Source organism: Streptomyces sp. CRN 30, from assembly GCF_034105845.1.
The window spans coordinates 1-18,476 of the sequence record NZ_JAVRHI010000482.1 but is presented as its reverse complement, the minus strand read 5'-3'; the positions used below and the strand labels follow the sequence as shown (position 1 = coordinate 18,476).

Below are 18,476 nucleotides of genomic sequence, written 5' to 3'. Positions count from 1 at the left end.
GCGCCCACCCCGCGGCCCTGAGAAGCTCCCGCCGGGACGCGCCGGGACGGGGCCGGACGGCCCGCACGACGAGCGGCGCCCCGCGGCCGAAAGCCGCTGGGGGCGGCTCGGCGCGAGGCCGTTTGGGGCCTCTTGGGGCCCCGGGGCCGCCTGGGGCCGCTCCGGGTGGCTCCGGTGCTTCAAAGCCGCCCGGGGCCTCTGGCCGAGGCGCCTCGGGGCCGCTTGGGGCCTCGGGGCCGCCCGGGGCCGCTCGGGGTAGCTACGGCTGGCTCGGGGCACCTCGGGGCCGCCCAGGGCCGCTCCGGGTGGCTTGGGACGGCTCGGAGCACCTCGGGGCCGCACAGGGCCGCTCCGGGTGGCTTGGGACGGCTCGGAGCACCTCGGGGCGGTCCAGAGCCGTTCGGGACTGGCCGCCCCGGGACGCCCCGGGGCGGTCAGAAGATGACCAGTGCTCGGGCGCCCTTTCCCGTCAGCATGTTGTCGAAGGCCGCCGGGATTCCGTCCAGGGGGATGCGTTCGGTGACCAGGGCGCCGAGGTCCAGGCGGCCGGTGCGGACGTGGTCGGCGAGGACCGGGAGGTCGCGGGCCGGGTCGCAGTTGCCGTAGACGCAGCCGGCGAGGGTGCGGCCCCAGTGGAAGATCTCCAGGGCGTTGAAGGTGACCTGCTGGTCCTTGCCGCCGATGCCGACGACGGAGGTGCGGCCGCCGCGCCGGGTGGAGTCCCAGGCGGCGCGGATGGTGGCCGCGCGCCCCACGCACTCCACGGCCACGTCCACGCCCTGCTTGCCGGTCAGGCCGCGGATCTCCCGGGCGGTGGTGTCGGAGGCGATGAGATAGTCGGTGGCGCCGGCGGCGCGGGCCAGCTCCTCCTTCTCGGGAGAGACGTCGACGGCGACGATCTTCGACGCCCCGGCGATGCGCGCGGCCTGGAGGGTGGCGAGGCCCACTCCCCCGGCGCCGAAGACGGCGACCGTCTCGCCGGGCCTGACCTTCGCCGAGTGGTGCACGGCACCGTAGCCGGTGAGGACGGCGCAGCCGAGCAGTGCCGCGTCGGCGAGCGGCACTCCCTCGGGAGCGGGCAGGACGCAGGACGCCCGTACCACCGTCTCCTCGGCGAACGCGGCGACGTTCAGGCCGGGGTACAGCTCCGTGCCGTCGTCCGCGCGGCGGGCGTGCACCGCCCCGGCGCCGGACAGGGCGTCGGCGCACAGCCACACCTCGCCGAGCGAGCAGGCGTGGCAGGAGCCGCAGGACGGCGCCCAGTTGAGGACGACGGCGTCACCGGGCGCGACGTGGGTGACGCCGTCCCCGACGGCGACGACGGTCCCGGCGCCCTCGTGGCCGAGGACGGCGGGCAGCGGCACCCGCATGGTGCCGTTGGACAGCGACAGGTCGGAGTGGCAGACGCCGGCGGCGGTGAGCCGTACCCGGACCTGGCCGGGGCCGGGTTCGGGCAGCTCGATCCCGGTGATCTCCAGCGGAGCGCCGACGGCGGGTACTACGGCGGCGCGGACGGCAGTACGGACGGCCATGGTGGACTGACTCCCCTGGGGCTTCAGAACTGGAGGGACTTGGTCTGGAGGTACTCGGCGAGGCCGTGCGCGCCCAGCTCGCGGCCCACGCCCGACTGCTTGTAGCCGCCGAAGGGGGCGAGCGGGTTGAACCGGCCGCCGTTGATGTCGACCTGCCCGGTCTCCATCCGGCGGGCGAAGGCGACGGCCTCCGCGTCGTCCCCGGCCCAGACGGCGCCGGCCAGCCCGTAGACCGTGCCGTTGGCGATGCGGAGGGCGTCGTCCTCGTCCTCGTAGCGCAGGATCGACAGGACCGGGCCGAAGATCTCCTCCTGGGCGATGGTCATGTCCGGCGTGACGTCGGCGAAGACGGTGGGGCGGACGTAGTAGCCCTGGTCGCGCGGGGCGTCGGGGCCGCCGGCGACGAGCCGGGCGCCCTCGGCGACGCCCTTCTCGATGTAGCCGCGGACCCGCTGGCGCTGTCCGTCGTTGACGACCGGGCCGATGCGCTCGCCGTACTTGGCGGCGGCGGCCGTGGCCAGTTCGACGGCCGCGTCGTACTGGTCGCGGTGGACCAGCATGCGGGTCCAGGCGCTGCACGTCTGGCCGGAGTTGGACATGACGTTGGCGACGCCGACGTTGACCGCCTTGGCGAGGTCGGCGGAGGGCAGGACGACGTTGGCCGACTTGCCGCCGAGTTCGAGGGCGACGCGCTTCACGGCGGCGCCCGCCGTCGCGCCGATGCGCCGGCCGACGGCCGTGGAGCCGGTGAAGGAGACCAGGTCGACGCCGGGGTGCTCGGCGAGCGCCTGGCCCGCGACCGCGCCGATGCCGGTGACCAGGTTGAAGACGCCCGCCGGGACGCCGGCCTCGTGGACCGCCTCGGCGAAGAGCTGGGCGACCAGCGGGGTGTCCTCGGCGGGCTTCAGTACGACGGTGCAGCCGGCCGCGAGCGCCGGGGCGACCTTGGCGACGATCTGGTGCAGCGGATAGTTCCAGGGGGTGATGGCGCCGACGACACCGACCGGCTCCTGGTAGACGGTGGAGTTGCCGACCTTCTCCTCGAAGGCGTACGTCGCGGCCAGTTCGGCGTAGGAGCCGGCCACGGCGATCGGCACGCCCGCGTGCACCGCCTGGGAGAAGGACAGCGGGGAGCCCAGCTCCGCGGTGACCGTCTCGGCGATCTCGTCCTTGCGGGCCAGCAGCGCGTCGCGCAGGGCGGTGAGCCGGGCGGCCCGTGCGGCGGGCGGGGTGGCGGCCCAGCCGGCCAGGGCGGCGCGGGCGGCCCGTACCGCCGCGTCGACGTCCTGGGCGTCACCGGCCGGGACGCGGCCGATCACCTGCTCGTCGGCCGGGTTCACGACCGCGATCGTGTCCCGGCTCGCCGCGGGCCGCCAGGCGCCGTCGATGTACATGCCGTCCTGTGCCTTCATCGCGTTCCCTCCGGGCGGGCGTCGTCGTCCGACGCCCAAACTAGCGCCGTTAGTTTTCTGACACCAGAGGCTCCCCTATGGCGCGGCTCACCCGGCCCGGGTCTGCCCTACGGCGCGGCTCACCCGGCCCGGGACCGGGTCCTGGGCCGGTGCCCGTCGCCGGTCGCCGCGTCCGCCGGCCGGGACGGGGCCCGCAGGGCCACGCCCGCGGAGAGCACGAGCAGGCCGCCCAGCATCACGAACGGGGCCGCGACGCCCGCGAGACCGGCGATCAGGCCCGCGGCGGCGGGGGCGGCGACCTGGCCGAGGCGGTTGCCGGTGAGGCGCAGCGCGAGGGCCGTCGAGCGCGCCTCGGCGGGGGCCGCCTGGACGACCGTCGTCATGGACAGCGGCTGGCCCACGCCGAGGCAGAAGCCGAGGACCAGGAGCATCGCGCCGAGCGCCCAGACCGGCACCGGCAGCGCGACCCCCACGCACAGCACGGCCGCCAGCAGACAGGTGAGGGTGAGCAGCAGGGTGCGGCCGACCACCCGCAGCAGCGGCGTCAGCACCAGCCGGCAGGCGATGGTGGCCGCCGCCCGCAGGCTGAGCAGGAGGCCGATCACCGAGGGCGCGATCCCCCGGTGCTCGCCGACCACCGGCAGATAGGCGGTGAGGACGTCGGTCGCGGAGAGCACGGAGAGGCTGATCAGCATGCCCGCGGGCACGCCCCGGGCGCGCAGGATGCGTCCCACGGGCACCCGGTCGCCCGCCGCGCCGCGCGAGGTGAGGGCCGCACGGTCCTCTATGCGCCACAGCGACGTGAACGCCACCGCCGCTCCCGCGCCCGCCACCAGCAGGGCCAGCGCGCTGCTGCGGGCCATGTCGGGGCCGCCGATCAGCGCGCCCGCCGCGACGGGGCCGACCAGCTGGCCGAGGGACGCGCCGATGGTGAAGTGGCCGAAGTTGCGGTCCTGTTCGTGCGGCGCGGACTGGCGGGCGACCAGCGACTGCGCGCCGATCACGAAGCACAGGTGACCCAGGCCCATGACGCCGCTCCACAGCGCCATCGTCCACAGGGACCCGGCGGCCCCGCTGAGCGCGCAGCCCGCGGATATGAGCACTACTCCGGCCGGCAGCAGCGGCGCGCAGCGGCCGTGGTCGGTACGGCGGCCGAGGGGAACGGCGGCGAAGAGCGGCAGCAGGGCGTAGACACCGGCGATCACACCGACCGCCCGTTCGTCGGCGCCGAGCGCCAGGGCCCGGTAGGAGACGGCGGGCCGGGCCATCGACACCGCGCCCTGGGCGAAGGCGAAGGCGATGACGAGCCGGAGCAGCCAGCCGCGGTTGCCGCCGGGCCTCATGGGCGTACCTCCTGAATGCTGTTCGGGGTGGAATCGCCGAGCGTACGGATACGTCAGACGATCCCGAACAGGATGCCCGCCCCGAGAACGACCAGGCAGGTCAGGGCTGCCCACTTCACGACGAACCGCGTGTGGTCGCCGAACTCGACCTTCGCCATGCCGACCAGCACGTACACGGCGGGGACGAGCGGGCTGGACATGTGCAGCGGCTGGCCGACGATCGAGGCGCGGGCGATCTCCAGACTCGACACGCCGTGGGCCTGGCCGGCCTCGGCAAGGACGGGCAGGACACCGAAGTAGAAGCCGTCGTTGGACATGAAGTACGTGAGCGGCAGGCTCAGCACGCCGGTGACCAGGGCCATGTGCGGGCCCATCGCCTCGGGGACAGCGCCGACCAGCCACTCGGCCATGTGGTCGACCATGCCGGTGCCGGTGAGGACACCGGTGAAGACGGCGGCGGCGAAGACCATGCCGGAGACGTTGAGGACGTTGTCGGCGTGGGCGGCGAGGCGGGCCTTCTGGTCCGGCATGTGCGGGAAGTTGACGGTGAGCGCGAGCGCGGCGCCGAGCAGGAACAGCACCGGGATCGGCAGCAGCTCCATGATCATGGCGGTGAGCAGCGTGACGGTGAGCAGCGCGTTGAACCAGTACAGCTTGGGGCGCAGGGTGGGCCGGTCCGGGTCGAGGCCCTGGAAGCCGCCGGCGGCGGCGGGCTCGTCGGGGAGGCCGCCGGTACGGGCCGTACGCGTACCCTCGGCGGCGCCCCCGCCCCCGCCCCCGCCCCCGCCCACGCCCACCAGCACCGTCTCCTTCTCCTTCTCCCTCTCCTTCTCCTTCTCCTCCACCGGCGCCTCGTCCAGGGTGAGCGTGCCGACCCGGCGGCGTTCGCGCACCCCGAGGACGTAGGCGAGGACAATGACGAAGAGCAGGCCGACGGCGAGCGCCGGGATCATCGGCACGAAGATGTCGGTGGCGTCCACCTTGAGGGCGGTGGCGGCGCGGGCGGTGGGGCCGCCCCAGGGCAGCGTGTTCATCACGCCGTTGGCCATGGCCGCGACGCCGGTCATGACGACCAGGCTCATCTTCAGGCGCTTGTACAGCGGGTACATCGCCGACACCGTGATCATGAAGGTGGTGGAGCCGTCGCCGTCCAGGGAGACGATCGCGGCGAGCAGCGCGGTGCCGACGACGATCCGCATCGGGTCCGCCTTGCAGAACCTGAGGATCGCCCGGACGACCGGGTCGAAGAGGCCGACGTCGATCATCACCCCGAAGTAGACGATGGCGAACATCAGCATGGCCGCGGTCGGCGCGAGGCTGGACACGCCGTCGATGACGTAGTCGCCGAGGTGGGCGCCCTTGCCGACGATCACGCAGAACAGCGCGGGGATCAGCACGAGCGCCGCGATCGGCGACATCTTCTTCAGCATGATCAGGACCAGGAAGGTCGCGATCATGGCGAAGCCGAGGATGGTCAGCATGGAGGGAGTACCTAACGTTCGCCGTTGAACAGCCGCGCCGCCGTCCGGCAGGGGTCGGCGGTGCGATGACGTTAGGTGCGGTGAAGCGGCGTTAACAAGATGTTGACACGCGAGCAATAAGCGCAAAACTCCTGGTCACGGGTCACGGGTTACACGTCACGAGTCACGAGGTCGGGGTGAGTTCCACCGGCACTCCGTTGAGGACGGCGTTGCCCGAGAGCGGGTCGAGCAGGCTGCCGTCGAGGAGCTGGTTGACGTTGACACCGGGGTCGGTCGCGGCGTGGCCGAGGCGGGTGCCGGGGCGGTCGTGGCCCCAGCCGTGCGGCAGGCTCACGACGCCGGGCCGTACGCCGTCGGTGACCTCGGCGGCGGCGGTCACCTCTCCGCCGGCGCCCTTGACCCGCACCGCCGTCCCGTCGCCGACGCCGAGCCGGGCCGCGTCCACGGGGTGGATGTGCAGGGTGCAGCGATTGGAACCGCCGGTCAGCGCCGGGATGTTGTGCATCCAGCTGTTGTTGGAGCGCAGGTGGCGGCGGCCGACCAGGAGCAGTCCGGCGGGGCGGTCGGCCAGGGCGCGCCGCAGCCGGGGCAGGTCGGCGGCGATGGGCTCCGGCAGGAGTTCCACCTTGCCGCTGCGGGTCCTGAGCGGCTGGGGCAGGCGCGGGCGGAGCGGGCCGAGGTCGATGCCGTGCGGGTGGGCGAGGAGCCGGTCCAGGTTGAGTCCGTCGGGGCGGGCGCCGAAGCCGTCACCGTACGGGCCGAGGCGGAGCATCAGGTCGAGCCGTCGCTCGGGGCCGTCGGCGCCGGTGAGGAGCGCGGCCAGCTCGCGGGGGTCGCGGCCGTGCACCGGGGAGTGCGGTTCGCGGACCGCCCGGCCGAGGGTCTGCTCCACGACCAGCGCGTCGACGGCGGCGGGATCGGTGCCGTCGCGGCCGGTGACGGCGAGGACCAGCCGGGCCATGATCTCGGTCTCGGCCATGCGGCCGGCTTCCAGGGGGACGGCCGCGCGGGTGTGGCGGACCTGGTTGCGGATGGCGAGGGTGTTGAGCGCGAAGTCGTGGTGCGGGCTCTGCGCGGGCGGGGGCGGCGGCAGCACGACGTGGGCGTGGCGGGCGGTCTCGTCGAGATAGGGGCCGACGGCGACCATGAAGTCCAGGGAGTCCAGTGCCTTGTCGAGGCGGTCGCCGTCGGGGGCGGAGAGCACGGGGTTGGCGGCGACGGCGACGAGCGCGCGGATCGGCTCGCCCTCGGCCGTCGCGGTGTCGATCTCCTCGGCGAGCGCGGCGAGCGGCAGCTCCCCCTTGGCCTCGGGGTGGCCGCTGACCCGGGAGCGCCAGCGGCCGAGTTCGAAGCCGCGGCCCGGTCCGGCGGGGCGCGGGGTCCGGTCGGTGGCGGCCTGCGGGAAGAGCGCGCCGCCGGGCCGGTCGAGGTTGCCCGTGAGGACGTTGAGGACGTCGACGAGCCAGCTGGCGAGGGTGCCGTGCGCGACGGTGCAGCTGCCGATGCGGGCGTAGACGGCGGCGGTGGGCGCGGCGGCCAGTTCGCGGGCGAGGGCGCGGGTGGTGCCGGCGTCCACGTCACAGGCCGGGGCGACCGCCTCGGGGGTGAACTCCGCGAGCGCGGCGCGGAGTTCGCCGACGCCCTCGACGTGGGGGGTCAGGTCGCCGAGGTCGGTCAGGCCCTCGGCGAACAGGACGTGGGCCACGGCGGCCAGCAGCAGCGCGTCGGTGCCGGGGCGGATCGCGACGTGCCGGTCGGCGAGGCGCGCGGTGCGGGTGCGGCGCGGGTCGACGACGGTGAGGGTGCCGCCGCGGGCCCGCAGCGCCTTGAGGCGGCCGGGGAAGTCGGGGGCGGTGCAGAGACTGCCGTTGGACTCCAGGGGGTTGGCGCCGATGACGAGGAGGTGGTCGGTGCGGTCGAGGTCGGGCACGGGGATGGCGTTGGCGTCGCCGAAGAGCAGGCCGCTGGAGACGTGCTTGGGCATCTGGTCGAGCGTGGAGGCGGTGAAGACGTTGCGGGTGCCGAGGGCGCCGATGAGGAGCGGCGGGTAGAGGTTGCCGGCCACGGTGTGCACGTTGGGGTTGCCTAGGACGACGCCCACGGTCTGCGGTCCGTACCGCTCGGTCAGCGGCCGGATTCCGTCGGCGACCGCGGCGAACGCCTCCTCCCAGCTCGCCTCGCGCAGCCGGCCGTCGCGCCGCACCAGGGGGGTGCGGAGCCGGTCAGGGGAGGAGTCGAGGGCTCCGAAGGAGGCGCCCTTCGGGCAGACGAATCCCCGGCTGAAGACGTCGTCGCGGTCACCGCGGGCGGCGGTGACCCGCGGCCCCTCGATGGTCAGGGTCAGGCCACAGGTGGCCTCGCACAGGGGGCAGATACGCGGGGCGGTGCGGGTCACGGGTCCTCCCGGGAGGCGGCTGCGGTGGCGCGGGGCTTGGGACGTGGGACGTGGGACCGACGCCGAGCATACCGACCGGTACGCATGCCCGGGAGGTGTCTTACGGTGAACTGTCGTGTGCGGTGTTCTACGGCGCCGGGTGGGGTGTTCTACGGCGCCGACTGCGATGTTTTACGGCGCCGGCTGGTCCAGCACCCGGCTCAGATAGGCCCGCAGCAGCTCCCGGGCCTCTTCGATGATCTTCTCGTCGCCGTCCGGCGCGACCCGGAAGGCGAGCTGGACCAGGGTGTCGGCGGTCTCGACGGCGACCAGGAACGTGCGGCGCAGATCGTCGTCGGGACGGCGCTTCAGGGTGCCGGCCAGCAGGTCGGTGAGGCGGTCGGCGACACGGTGGTTGGGGGCGGCCTGACGGTCGCCGACCGGTATCTGGTTGCCGAAGTCGATCAGGGAGAAGCCGGGGGCGGTCCGCTTCATCGCGAGGTACTCGTCGAGGACGGCGTCCAGCGCCGCGCGCCAGTCGCCGCCGGCGGCGTTCTCGAGGCGCTCGGTGACGCGCTGCGCGTAGCGCTCCAGGTTGCGCGCGGCCAGGGCGTCGGCCATCTGCCGCTTGTTGCCGAAGAAGCGGTACACCGAGCCGATGGGGACGCCCGCGCGCTGGGCGACGGCCCGGGTGCTCAGCTCGTCGTAGCCGACCTCGTCGAGGAGGTCGGCGCAGGCGTCGAGGATCCTGGTCAGCCGTTCGGCACTGCGCCGCTGGACGGGGGCGCGGCGGAGCGAGGTCGCGTGGGGCACGCCGTTCATGATGCCTCCCCGGCGCCGGCCGCCGTACGGGGGTGCCCGGCGGCGGAGTCCTCCCCCGTGGCCTCCGGTTCGGACGCCGTGATGTCCGCCGTGCTCTCCACCGGCTCGCCGTCCACCGCCCACACCGTGGCGTCGTCGGCGTACAGGCGGACCGTGACGTGGTGGGTGCCGCGCGGCACCAGGGCGGCGGCCAGCCGGTACTCGGGGGCGCGCAGCCGGCTGACCAGTTCGCCGTCGACGTAGAGGTAGGCCAGTCCCCGGCCGCCCACCGCCTCGGTCCGCGTGCCCGCGGGCGAGAAGCGGAAGTTGCGGACGGTCAGCGTCACGTCCCACTCGGCGCCGGCCTCGGGCTGCACCTCGATGCCGACCTCCGGCGCGCCCTCCGCGTCAACCTGCCGCAGCCGCCGGCCGTCCTCGTCGGTGTCGTCGAGGAGCCGTCCCGCGGACGCGGTCGTCGCCGACCGTCCGGGGCCGTCCCCACCGCCCGAGCCGCAGCCCGCGGATCCGGTCAGCAGCAGGACACAGACCGCGAGCGCGGCAGTCCTCCTCCGCGTCCACGCCATGTCCGGGAGCGTAGAACACGAGTCCGACCGGCCGAATCCCCCGGGGGTCGGGTTCCGGTCATCCCCACGGGGGACCCGGACCACCTCCGCGCGCACCTCTTCCGCGCGAACCGCCTCCGCGCGCACCTCCCCCACGCGGAGGCGGTCCCACGCACACCTCTTGCGCGGCCGGGGCAGCAATCCTACGGTTCCCCATAGGAATCGGCGTGAAGGGGCGACCATGAGCGGGGACGCGCGGAAGACCGCGGAGCGGCTGGCCTACCTCTCCGGGTTCGGCAACGAGCACAGCTCGGAGGCGGAGCCGGGGGCCCTCCCTGAGGGCCGCAACTCCCCGCAGCGGGCGCCGCTCGGCCTGTACGCGGAGCAGCTGAGCGGCTCGGCGTTCACCGAGCCCCGGGCGCACAACCGGCGCTCGTGGCTCTACCGCATCCGCCCGTCCGCCGCGCACCCGGCGTTCACCCGCGCGGACAACGGCGCGCTGCGCACCGCGCCCTTCACGGAGTCCGTCCCGGACCCCAACCGGCTGCGCTGGGACCCGCTGCCCGCGCCGCCCGCCGGCACGGACTTCCTGGCGGGCCTGTGGACGCTCGGCGGCAACGGCGACGCCGCGCAGCGCACCGGCACGGCCGTGCACCTCTACCACGCCAACGCCTCCATGGAGCGGGTGTTCGGCGACGCCGACGGCGAGCTGCTGATCGTGCCGGAGCGGGGCGGCCTGCTGCTGCGCACGGAGTTCGGCGCGCTGCACGCCGAGCCCGGCCACGTCGCGCTGGTCCCGCGCGGCGTCCGGTTCCGGGTGGAACCGCTGGACGCCACCGCCCGCGGCTACGTCTGCGAGAACTACGGCGCCCCGTTCCGCCTCCCCGACCTCGGCCCGATCGGCGCCAACGGCCTGGCCAACCCGCGGGACTTCCGCGCCCCGACGGCCGCCTACGAGGATGTCGAGGGCCCGGTGGAGGTGGTCACCAAGTTCTGCGGCAACCTCTGGCGGGCGGTGTACGACCACTCCCCGCTCGATGTCGTCGCCTGGCACGGCAACCACGTCCCGTACGTCTACGACCTGCGCCGTTTCAACGCCCTCGGGTCGATCTCCTACGACCACCCGGATCCGTCGGTCTTCACCGTGCTCACCTCCCCGTCGGACACCCCGGGCCTCGCCGGCGTGGATTTCGTGGCGTTCGTGCCGCGCTGGCTGGTGGGCGAGGACACCTTCCGGCCGCCGTACTTCCACCGCAACGTGATGAGCGAGTACATGGGGCTGATCGAGGGCGCCTACGACGCGAAGACGGCCGGTGCGGGGGGCTTCGTGCCGGGCGGCGGCTCGCTGCACAACATGATGTCGGCGCACGGTCCGGACCGGGAGACGTTCGAGCGGGCGAGCGCCGCCGAGCTGCGGCCGCAGAAGGTCGACGACGGGCTGGCGTTCATGTTCGAGACGCGGTGGCCCGTCACGCTGACGCCCGGGGCCGCCGGAGCGCCCCACCTCCAGCAGGGGTACGACGACGTGTGGCGGGGACTGCGGCGACACTTCCACCCGTGACCTTCTTCGCTCCGGACTCCCTCGTCCTCAACCGCAAGCTGCCGCTCTGGTACCAGGTCTCGCAGTCGCTGCGCGCCTCCATACTCGGCCGCACGCCCCGGGACCCGCTGCGCCTGCCCACCGAGGAGCAGCTCGCCGGGCACTACGGCGTCAGCGTGCTCACCATGCGGCAGGCGCTGAAGGAACTGGAGGAGGAGGGGCTGATCACCCGGCACCGGCGGCGCGGCACGTTCATCGAGCCGCACGTCGCGCGGACGGCACCGGTGCGGCTGCTGGGCTCGGTGGACGCCATCGTGGCCCAGCAGTCGGGGATGCGCAGCGAACTGCTGGGGCGCGGCAGGGATCCGGTGCCCGCCGGATTCGTCGACCTCTTCCCGGACCTGGCCGAGGTGGCGACGTACCACCGGCTCCGCGGCGACGAGGAGACGGGCGAGCCGACCAACCACGCCCGCAACTACGTCCGTCCCGAACTCGCCGCCCGGATCGACCCCGACGACCTCGCCCGGATGCCGATGACGAAGGTGCTGCGGGACGTGGTGGGCGTGGACATCGGCCGCATCACGGACACCGTGGAGGCGCGGCTCGCGGACCCGGAGACGTCCCGGCTCCTGCGCGTACCGCTGCTCAGCCCGATCCTGCACTACACGGGCGTCACCCGGGACGCGGCGGGACGGGTGCTGGACGTGGCCGTCATCCACTACCGCGGGGACCGCTTCTCCTTCTCCGTCACCCTGGACGCCTCCTGAGGCCCTCCGGACCTCCGGACCTCCACAGAGCCTCCGTCACCCTGGACGCCTCCTGCGGGACCGGCGGGCCGTCGTACGATGCCCAGCGTGACGCACGACGACGCGCCGCCGCTGGCGGACCTCATGCCGTGGTCCGTCGCACCGCTCCGGCTCGGCCGGAGCTGGCCGGCGGCTCCCGACGCGGCGTCCCTGAAGGCCCGCTGGGACGCCCTGCTGAAAGCCGAGGGACCGGACCGGGCGGCCCTGCTGGAGCCGTCGCGGTCCCGGACCACGCGCACGGCGGTCGGACGGCTGCCGGGTGTCGCGGCGGGCACGGAGCGGCTGGAGCGCGCCTCGGGGCCGTGCGCGGAGCCGGTCCGGGTGCTGCGCGCGCCCTTCGACGAACAGTGGCTCGTCCCGGACCACCGGCTGATCGACGCGGCCCGTCCCGAGCTGTGGCGGGTGGCGGACGCGCGGCAGGTGTTCGCCGTGGAGACGCCGGACGGGCCCGATCCGCTGCTGGCGACGTCGCTGCTCCCGCTCTTCGGCCCCGGCCGCGTCCGCCCCCTCTACCGCCGTCCCGGCGGCACGGAACCCAATCTGGCCCCGGGGCTCCTCGACCACCTGGCGGCCCGGCTCGGCACCCGGCCCGCTCCGCTGGACGTCCTGGCCTGGACGCTGACGGCGGCACGGGAGACGTCGGCGGTCCCCCTGACCGCCGATCCCGAGCTGTGGGAGCACGGTGTGCGGCTCGGCCGCCGCGCGCTCTGGCTGCTGCGGCGGGACGGCGAGCGGCCCAAGCTGCCGGGCGGGCGCCGCCCGTACGTCCGCGCGCCGCTGCCGCCGCGCCCGCTGACCCTGGAGTACGACCGGGACGAGGAGGTCCTGCGCCTCGACGAGGGCCGCGTCTCCCCGGTGCCGCCGGACGCCTGGGAGTTCGAGGCGGGCGGCACCCGGGTGCTGGAGCGGTGGTTCGCGGCGCGCACCGCCGGGGGCGAGCCGGGCACGCTCTCCGCGATCCGTCCGGCCGCCTGGCCGCAGAGCTGGACCTCGGAGCTGCTTGAGCTGATCACGGTACTGGCCCTGCTCGCCGAGGTCCGGGCGGAGCGGGCCGCGTTCACGGTGCCGGACCGGATCACCGCGGCGGAGCTGCGCGCGGCGGGCGTCCTGCCGCCGCCGGCCCCGTCCCGTGCCCCGGCCTCCGTGCTGGACGGTCACGAGGAGGGACCCGAGGGCCAGTTGGTCCTGGTGTGAGCGCCCCGGCGCCCGGGGGCGCACGCGGGCGCTACCCGAACCCGTTCAGGCACTACCCGAACCCGTTCAGCACCCGCCGCAGCGCCTCCTCGAACACCGCCTCCAGGTCGATGGGGCCCGCGTCCTCGGTGAAGGACGCCGCCAGCCGCGGATAGGCGCCGCCCGAGAGCTGCGAGCCGAGGTAGGCGATCCGGGCGTTCTGCTCTTCCTGCGCCGACCAGGGCAGTGAGCGGGTCCGCTCGGCGGTGGCCAGCTCGTTGCTCACATAGGTCGTCACCACGCTGTTCACCAGCGCGATGAGCTGCATCTTGGTGCCGTAGGGCTCGTCCAGCGGGTCCAGGCAGGCCAGGCAGTGCTCCAGGTAGCGCAGGGCGTTGGGGCTGAAGCCGTACACCGGGGACATCAGGCGCGGCAGCCACGGGTGGGCGTGCATCAGGGCGCGGGTGTCGCGGGCGACGCGGAACAGGTCGGCCCGCCAGTCGCCGGTCGGTTCCCACGGTTCGTGGTTGGCTGCGGACGGTCGCCGGGTCGCTGCTGTGGTGCGGGGTGCTGCTGGCCGTGTTCGCGCCGCTCGCCGTCCGCCGGTACGCGCACGGCGAGCGGTAGGGCCCCACGGACCGCCGGGGTGGGGGGAGTCGGCCGGGACGGGCGCGCCCGCGCTCGGGAACACACCGGTGCGTCACCGTGGACCGTGGGGATGACGGACGACGGGGACGCGGCTGGACGCCGGGTCGGTGTGGCTGCCTGAGCGCGGGGCGTCAGCGCCCGCCGAAGAGCGAACGACGCAGTCGGCGCAGCGGCGCGAAGAGCGAGACCCGACGGACCCGGGCTCCCCTGCCGCTGTGCTCACGCGCGGGCTCGCGCGCGGTCAGCTCCCGCATCAGCGAGGTGGCCTCGACCGTCTCGCGCTGGGGCACGGCGGGACCGCCGAGCACCGCGAGATGGCGGTCGAGACGCGAACTGGTCGCGCTGCTCCCGCAGGTGATCGCAGGGACCCTGGCCCTGCTGCGCACTGTTATCTGTTCCATGACACTCCCCACCCGTACGAGTCCACCCGGCCCGGGCAGGCTAACCCTATCTCCCTCGCGATGCTCCCGTGTATCGCGGTCACAGGATTCACCTTCCCCGCAAGGGCGTTGACCATGGCTCTCCCCCTACTCTCCGAATCCAACAGATTCCAGGGCGAGTTGGACAATAGGGCTGCTGGTGGGCTGTTCCGAACCGCCGTCCGGCTCGACCGTCACGGCCAGTGACGACGCGGATCGGTCCAGGCCGGAGGCGATCAGGGGCGCGTCGGCGGCGAAGACGCCGAGGGAGCGCGGTTGCGTGCCGGGGCGCATGAGCCACAACTGATGCACTCGGTCGCCCGGCAGAGCGCCGTACCCGCTCAGCGTCACCACCGCGCGCCCCTCGGCGGCGGAGGCGACCACTCCGATGCCGCGACCCCGGGCGTCCTGGTCGGCGTCCGCGCGGGCGTCCGGCGCGGAGAGCACCTCGGCGATCTCGCCCGCCCGGTCCCGCTCGGCGTTCAGCTCGTCCCGGGTACGGTCCGCCTGGACGGCGAAGAGGGCGGCGACGACGAGGGCGGCGGCGGCCGTGGCGGTGGCGAACGGCACGAACAGGGAGCGGCGGGGCGCCGGGGTCCCGGGCGCCCGCCGTCCGTTCCACACGTGCGGCGGGAGCCGCGGCGCCGGCGCGGACTCCCGCGGTGATGTGGCGGGCTCCTGCGGTGTCGTGGCGACGGCGGCCAGCACCCGCTCGCGCAGGGCCGGCGGCGGCGACACAGCCGTGGAGCAGGCGAGGCGGACGGTGTCCTCGGTGAGCCGCCGCACCTCGGCGGCGCAGCGCCCGCAGCGCTCCAGGTGCCGTTCGAACCGTACGCGCTCGGCGGGTTCCAGCGCGTTCAGGGCGTAGGGCGCGGCGAACGAGTGCGGGCCGCCCCGGCGCCGCAACCGGTCCCAGATCCTCACGCGACGCCCCCCAGGCAGTCACGCAGCCGGGTCAGCCCGTCGCGCATCCGCGTCTTCACCGTGCCCAGCGGGAGCGACAGCCGCTCCGCCACCTCACGGTAGGTGTACCCGTCGTAGTAGGCGAGGGTGACCGACTGGCGCTGGAGGGCGGTGAGGCGGTCCAGGCAGCGGCGCACCCACTCGCGTTCGAGCCCGGCCTCGACCTCCTCCAGGACCTGGTCGAAGGCGGGGTGGTGGGAGCGGCGGGCCTCGCGCTGCTCGCGTTCGCCGGCCGCGCGGGCGCTGCGGACCCGGTCGACGGCACGGCGGTGGGCCAGGGTGAGCACCCAGGACAGGGCGCTGCCCCGCGCGGCGTCGAACCGGCCGGCCGACCGCCACACCTCCAGGAGTACCTCCTGGGCCACCTCCTCGGACTGCGCGGCGTCCCGCACCACCCGCCGGACGAGGCCGAACACCGGCCCCGACACGCGCGCGTACAGCTCCTCGAAGGCTTTCTGGTCACCGTCGGCGACGCGTTCCATCAGTTCGTCCGTCTCCACCCGTCCCCCCTTCCGTGGCCCCTGCCGGGCCGAGTCCTCGGACGGTGTTACGGATCAGCCGGCCGAAAACGCGGGCCGGGACGCCGTGAATCCCGCGTCCCGCGTCCCGCCGACGCCCCGGCGGTGTTTCGCGCGTCCGACCAATCCGGCCCGGCGGCCGGTCCGAATGCCCGTGCGTCAGGCAAGTCGGCACTGAGGACGGACGGCATGTCACCTATCTCCAGGAACGGTGCGGGACGCTCGGGCGTCGCCACCCTCATCTGTGGCGCGCTGGCCGCCGGGGGGCTCGCAGCCGCCGGCGTCACCGCGCTGGAACCGGAGGCGGCCACCGCCTCCAGCCACCGGGAGGCCCCGCTCATCTCGGGGACCCCGCAGTACGACAACACGGACGTGTACGCGTTCGTCAGTCCGGACAGGCCGGACACGACGACGATTGTCGCGAACTGGATACCCTTCGAGGAACCGGCGGGCGGGCCGAACTTCTATACGTTCGCCGACGACGCGCAGTACGACCTGCACATCGACAACAACGGCGACGCGCAGGGCGAGCTGCTCTTCCGCTACACCTTCCAGACGCACACCAAGAACGGCAAGACGTTCCTCTACAACACCGGCCCGGTCACCTCGCTCGACGACCCGGACCTGAACGTCACGCAGACCTACGACGTAGAGCTGATCAAGCTGCGGGACCAGAAGGTCGTCTCGAAGCACAAGGTCGCCGAGGACGTACCGGTGGCTCCGTCGCACGTCGGCGAGGCGTCGATGCCGGACTACGGGAACCTGCGCGACCAGGCGGTCAAGCCGCTCCAGGGCGGCGGGCAGACCTTCGCCGGCCAGGCCGACGACCCGTTCTTCCTGGACCTGCGCGTCTTCGACCTGCTGTACGGCGGGGACCTCTCCGAGGTCGGCCGGGACACCCTCAAGGGCTACAACGTCAACTCGCTCGCCCTCCAGGTGCCCACCGAGATGATCACCGAGTCGAGCGGGCAGCCGGTCGTCGGCATCTGGTCGACCACCCAGCGCAAGAACGCCCAGGGGGTCTACAAGCAGGTCTCCCGGCTGGGCAACCCGCTGGTCAACGAGGTGGTCAACCCGATGGAGGACAAGGACACATTCAACGCGGACTCGCCCTGGAACGACGCCCAGTTCCTGGACAACGTCACCAAGCCGGAACTGCCCAAGCTCCTGGAGTCGATCTACAAGATCAAGGCGCCGAAGGAGCCGCGCAACGACCTCGTCGACGTCTTCCTCAAGGGTGTCGAGGGCCTCAACCAGCCGCCGAACGTGCGCCCGGCCGAGGAACTGCGGCTGAACACGTCCGTCAAGCCGGCCGCCGATCCCAAGCGGCTCGGGGTGCTCGACGGCGACAACGCGGGCTTCCCCAACGGGCGGCGGCTGACCGACGACGTGCTCGACGCCTCGTTGCAGGTCGTCGAGGGCGAGCTGGTCGGGTCGAAGAACGACCTGGGCGACGCGGTCGACGCCAACGACAAGGAGTTCGGCACGTCCTTCCCGTACGTGGCCGAGCCGACGGCGGGCTCGCGCGGCCCGCGCGCCAAGGGCGTCGAGGACGACAACGACGTGCGCAACCAGCTGGGTGAGGCACTGGAGCCCACCGGTACCTCCTCCTCCGGTGACTCGGACGACACCACCCTGATCGCCGCCTCGGCTGCCGCCGGAGCGGTGGGTGTCGCCCTGGTCGGCGCCGGCCTGCTGTGGTGGCGCCGCACGCGGAGCGGGCTCCGCTGACCCGTTCCGCCGCGGTGGCGCGGCCCGGTGTGCCTCCCCACGACCCGGGCCGCGCCCCCGTACCTCCCGCACCTCCCGCACCTCCATCGCGTAAACGACCGAGCAGCACCTTCAGCGCTTTTCGAGGAGAGGGCATGAGCCCGCGTACGCACGACAGCCCGACCGACCCGACCGAGCGGCCCACGACGACCGCCGGCCGGCGCCGGCGGACCGTCCGGCCGGCCGTCTGCGCCGCGCTGCTGGCCGTGGCGCTCACCGCGGGCGCGATCGCCGTCGGTGACCTGCGCGACGACGGGGACCGGCCCGCCACGTCCACGGCGCCCGGCGCCGTGGTCCCCGCCACGGCGACCGGCGAGGACCTCGATACGGACATCGCCTCGCTGCGCGCGCACCTGAAGTCCCAGCCGCGCGATCACCAGGGCTGGGCCACGCTCGGCCTCGCCCTCGTCGAGCAGGCCCGCACCACGGGCGACCCCTCGCGCTACCCACAGTCCGGACGGGCCCTGGCCCGCTCCCTGAAGCTGCGCCCCGGCAACGACCAGGCACTCGCCGGGCAGGCCGCCCTCGCCGCCGCCCGGCACGACTTCTCCGGCGCCCTCGACCGCGCGGACCGCGCCCTGGAGCAGAACCCCTACAGCGAACGCGCCCTGTGCTCCCGTATCGACGCCCTCGTCGAGCTGGGCCGGTACGGCGAGGCCGCGCGGGCCGCGGACACCGCCGACGACCGGCGCCCCGGCGTCCCGGTCTTCACCCGGTACGCCTACGTCCGCGAGCTGCGCGGCGACACGGCCACCGCCCGGCGGGTGCTGGAGGAGGCCCTGTCCGCCGCGCGCGCCCCGGGCGACGTGGCGTACGTCGCCGCGCAGCTCGGGCGGCTCGCCTGGGCCGGCGGCGACCACGAGACGGCGCTCGCGCACTACGCCCGTGCCCTCGCTGCCGACGAGACCTATCTGCCCGCGCTGGAGGGCCGGGCCCGCGCCCTCGCCGCGAGCGGTGACCGGGCCGGTGCCGTCGCGGACCTGGAGCGGGTCGTCGCCCGCTCGCCGCTGCCCGGCCCGCTGGTCGCCCTCGGCGAGCTGTACGAGGAGCGCGGCGGCCGGGGCGACGCGGCCCGCGCCCGCGAGCAGTACGCGCTGGTCGACGCCTGGACGGCGCTGGCCCGCGCGGGCGGC

At 74.2% G+C, this 18,476-nt stretch carries 15 protein-coding genes and 2 pseudogenes; 6 read left to right on the top strand and 11 right to left on the bottom strand.

Annotated features, from left to right (window positions below; genetic code table 11):
- Positions 1-434: 434 nt before the first annotated feature.
- The 7 genes from UW392_RS54475 to UW392_RS54445 form a co-directional block, all read right to left on the bottom strand.
- On the bottom strand, positions 435-1,532 hold the full coding sequence (locus UW392_RS54475) for a Zn-dependent alcohol dehydrogenase (protein WP_320782909.1): 1,098 nt from the start codon (positions 1,530-1,532) through the stop codon (positions 435-437).
- A gap of 23 nt (positions 1,533-1,555) precedes the next feature.
- The gene (locus UW392_RS54470; protein ID WP_320782908.1) at positions 1,556-2,944 is read right to left on the bottom strand and encodes an aldehyde dehydrogenase family protein; all 1,389 of its coding nucleotides are present in this window, start codon (positions 2,942-2,944) and stop codon (positions 1,556-1,558) included.
- 119 nt (positions 2,945-3,063) lie between these two features.
- Positions 3,064-4,287 carry an MFS transporter gene (locus UW392_RS54465; RefSeq protein WP_320782907.1) on the bottom strand — a complete coding sequence of 408 codons (1,224 nt, stop codon included), beginning with the start codon at positions 4,285-4,287 and terminating at the stop codon, positions 3,064-3,066.
- A gap of 53 nt (positions 4,288-4,340) precedes the next feature.
- Positions 4,341-5,768 (bottom strand): citrate:proton symporter, encoded by a 1,428-nt coding sequence (locus tag UW392_RS54460; RefSeq protein WP_320782906.1) that lies wholly within the window; start codon positions 5,766-5,768, stop codon positions 4,341-4,343.
- 163 nt (positions 5,769-5,931) lie between these two features.
- The gene (locus UW392_RS54455; protein WP_320782905.1) at positions 5,932-8,163 is read right to left on the bottom strand and encodes a molybdopterin oxidoreductase family protein; all 2,232 of its coding nucleotides are present in this window, start codon (positions 8,161-8,163) and stop codon (positions 5,932-5,934) included.
- Positions 8,164-8,334: 171 nt separating this feature from the next.
- Entirely contained in the window at positions 8,335-8,964 is a 630-nt protein-coding gene (locus UW392_RS54450) for a TetR/AcrR family transcriptional regulator (protein WP_320782904.1), read from the bottom strand.
- Positions 8,961-9,527 carry a hypothetical protein gene (locus tag UW392_RS54445; RefSeq protein WP_320782903.1) on the bottom strand — a complete coding sequence of 189 codons (567 nt, stop codon included), beginning with the start codon at positions 9,525-9,527 and terminating at the stop codon, positions 8,961-8,963. Before UW392_RS54445 ends, UW392_RS54450 begins: the two co-directional genes overlap by 4 nt.
- Positions 9,528-9,747: 220 nt before the next feature.
- Here UW392_RS54445 and hmgA point away from each other — a divergent pair, with 220 nt between their 5' ends.
- The 3 genes from hmgA to UW392_RS54430 all read left to right on the top strand — a co-directional run bounded on the left by hmgA (position 9,748) and on the right by UW392_RS54430 (position 13,046).
- Positions 9,748-11,067, top strand: a complete 1,320-nt coding sequence (hmgA, locus tag UW392_RS54440; RefSeq protein WP_320782902.1) for a homogentisate 1,2-dioxygenase — start codon at positions 9,748-9,750, stop codon at positions 11,065-11,067.
- Positions 11,064-11,813 carry a GntR family transcriptional regulator gene (locus UW392_RS54435; protein ID WP_320782901.1) on the top strand — a complete coding sequence of 250 codons (750 nt, stop codon included), beginning with the start codon at positions 11,064-11,066 and terminating at the stop codon, positions 11,811-11,813. Before hmgA ends, UW392_RS54435 begins: the two co-directional genes overlap by 4 nt.
- Before the next feature lie 78 nt (positions 11,814-11,891).
- On the top strand, positions 11,892-13,046 hold the full coding sequence (locus UW392_RS54430) for a type ISP restriction/modification enzyme (RefSeq protein ID WP_320782900.1): 1,155 nt from the start codon (positions 11,892-11,894) through the stop codon (positions 13,044-13,046).
- Between the two features lie 52 nt (positions 13,047-13,098).
- Here the strand turns inward: UW392_RS54430 and UW392_RS54425 are convergent.
- Positions 13,099-13,560 (bottom strand): annotated as a pseudogene (locus UW392_RS54425) (TetR/AcrR family transcriptional regulator C-terminal domain-containing protein); the annotation flags it as partial.
- 2 nt (positions 13,561-13,562) lie between these two features.
- Here UW392_RS54425 and UW392_RS54420 point away from each other — a divergent pair.
- A pseudogene (locus UW392_RS54420) lies at positions 13,563-13,652 on the top strand (ABC transporter permease); the annotation flags it as partial.
- Positions 13,653-13,804: 152 nt separating this feature from the next.
- Here UW392_RS54420 and UW392_RS54415 read toward each other — a convergent pair.
- From UW392_RS54415 to UW392_RS54405, 3 genes are all read right to left on the bottom strand, one after another.
- On the bottom strand, positions 13,805-14,074 hold the full coding sequence (locus UW392_RS54415; protein ID WP_320782899.1) for a hypothetical protein: 270 nt from the start codon (positions 14,072-14,074) through the stop codon (positions 13,805-13,807).
- A gap of 126 nt (positions 14,075-14,200) precedes the next feature.
- Complete coding sequence (locus UW392_RS54410; protein WP_320782898.1) at positions 14,201-15,016, bottom strand: anti-sigma factor; 816 nt, start codon at positions 15,014-15,016, stop codon at positions 14,201-14,203.
- Positions 15,013-15,555: a sigma-70 family RNA polymerase sigma factor gene (locus UW392_RS54405; protein WP_320782897.1), complete on the bottom strand. Its 543-nt coding sequence runs from the start codon at positions 15,553-15,555 to the stop codon at positions 15,013-15,015. The genes UW392_RS54410 and UW392_RS54405 overlap by 4 nt, the downstream gene beginning before the upstream one ends.
- 207 nt (positions 15,556-15,762) lie before the next feature.
- On the opposite strand from UW392_RS54405, the gene UW392_RS54400 reads away from it, so the two are divergent.
- Together UW392_RS54400 and UW392_RS54395 are read left to right on the top strand one after the other, a co-directional pair.
- Positions 15,763-17,304 carry a DUF4331 domain-containing protein gene (locus UW392_RS54400; protein ID WP_320782896.1) on the top strand — a complete coding sequence of 514 codons (1,542 nt, stop codon included), beginning with the start codon at positions 15,763-15,765 and terminating at the stop codon, positions 17,302-17,304.
- Positions 17,274-18,476: tetratricopeptide repeat protein (locus tag UW392_RS54395; RefSeq protein WP_414497571.1), on the top strand; the 1,203-nt coding region annotated here is incomplete at its 3' end. The genes UW392_RS54400 and UW392_RS54395, both read left to right, overlap by 31 nt.

Coding starts and splice junctions, on each gene's coding strand:
- UW392_RS54475 (WP_320782909.1), bottom strand. CDS start 1,532: ATGGCCGTCCGTACTGCCGTCCGCGCCGCCGTAGTACCCGCCGTCGGC.
- UW392_RS54470 (WP_320782908.1), bottom strand. CDS start 2,944: ATGAAGGCACAGGACGGCATGTACATCGACGGCGCCTGGCGGCCCGCG.
- UW392_RS54465 (WP_320782907.1), bottom strand. CDS start 4,287: ATGAGGCCCGGCGGCAACCGCGGCTGGCTGCTCCGGCTCGTCATCGCC.
- UW392_RS54460 (WP_320782906.1), bottom strand. CDS start 5,768: ATGCTGACCATCCTCGGCTTCGCCATGATCGCGACCTTCCTGGTCCTG.
- UW392_RS54450 (WP_320782904.1), bottom strand. CDS start 8,964: ATGAACGGCGTGCCCCACGCGACCTCGCTCCGCCGCGCCCCCGTCCAG.
- UW392_RS54445 (WP_320782903.1), bottom strand. CDS start 9,527: ATGGCGTGGACGCGGAGGAGGACTGCCGCGCTCGCGGTCTGTGTCCTG.
- hmgA (WP_320782902.1), top strand. CDS start 9,748: ATGAGCGGGGACGCGCGGAAGACCGCGGAGCGGCTGGCCTACCTCTCC.
- UW392_RS54430 (WP_320782900.1), top strand. CDS start 11,892: ATGCCCAGCGTGACGCACGACGACGCGCCGCCGCTGGCGGACCTCATG.
- UW392_RS54415 (WP_320782899.1), bottom strand. CDS start 14,074: ATGGAACAGATAACAGTGCGCAGCAGGGCCAGGGTCCCTGCGATCACC.
- UW392_RS54400 (WP_320782896.1), top strand. CDS start 15,763: ATGTCACCTATCTCCAGGAACGGTGCGGGACGCTCGGGCGTCGCCACC.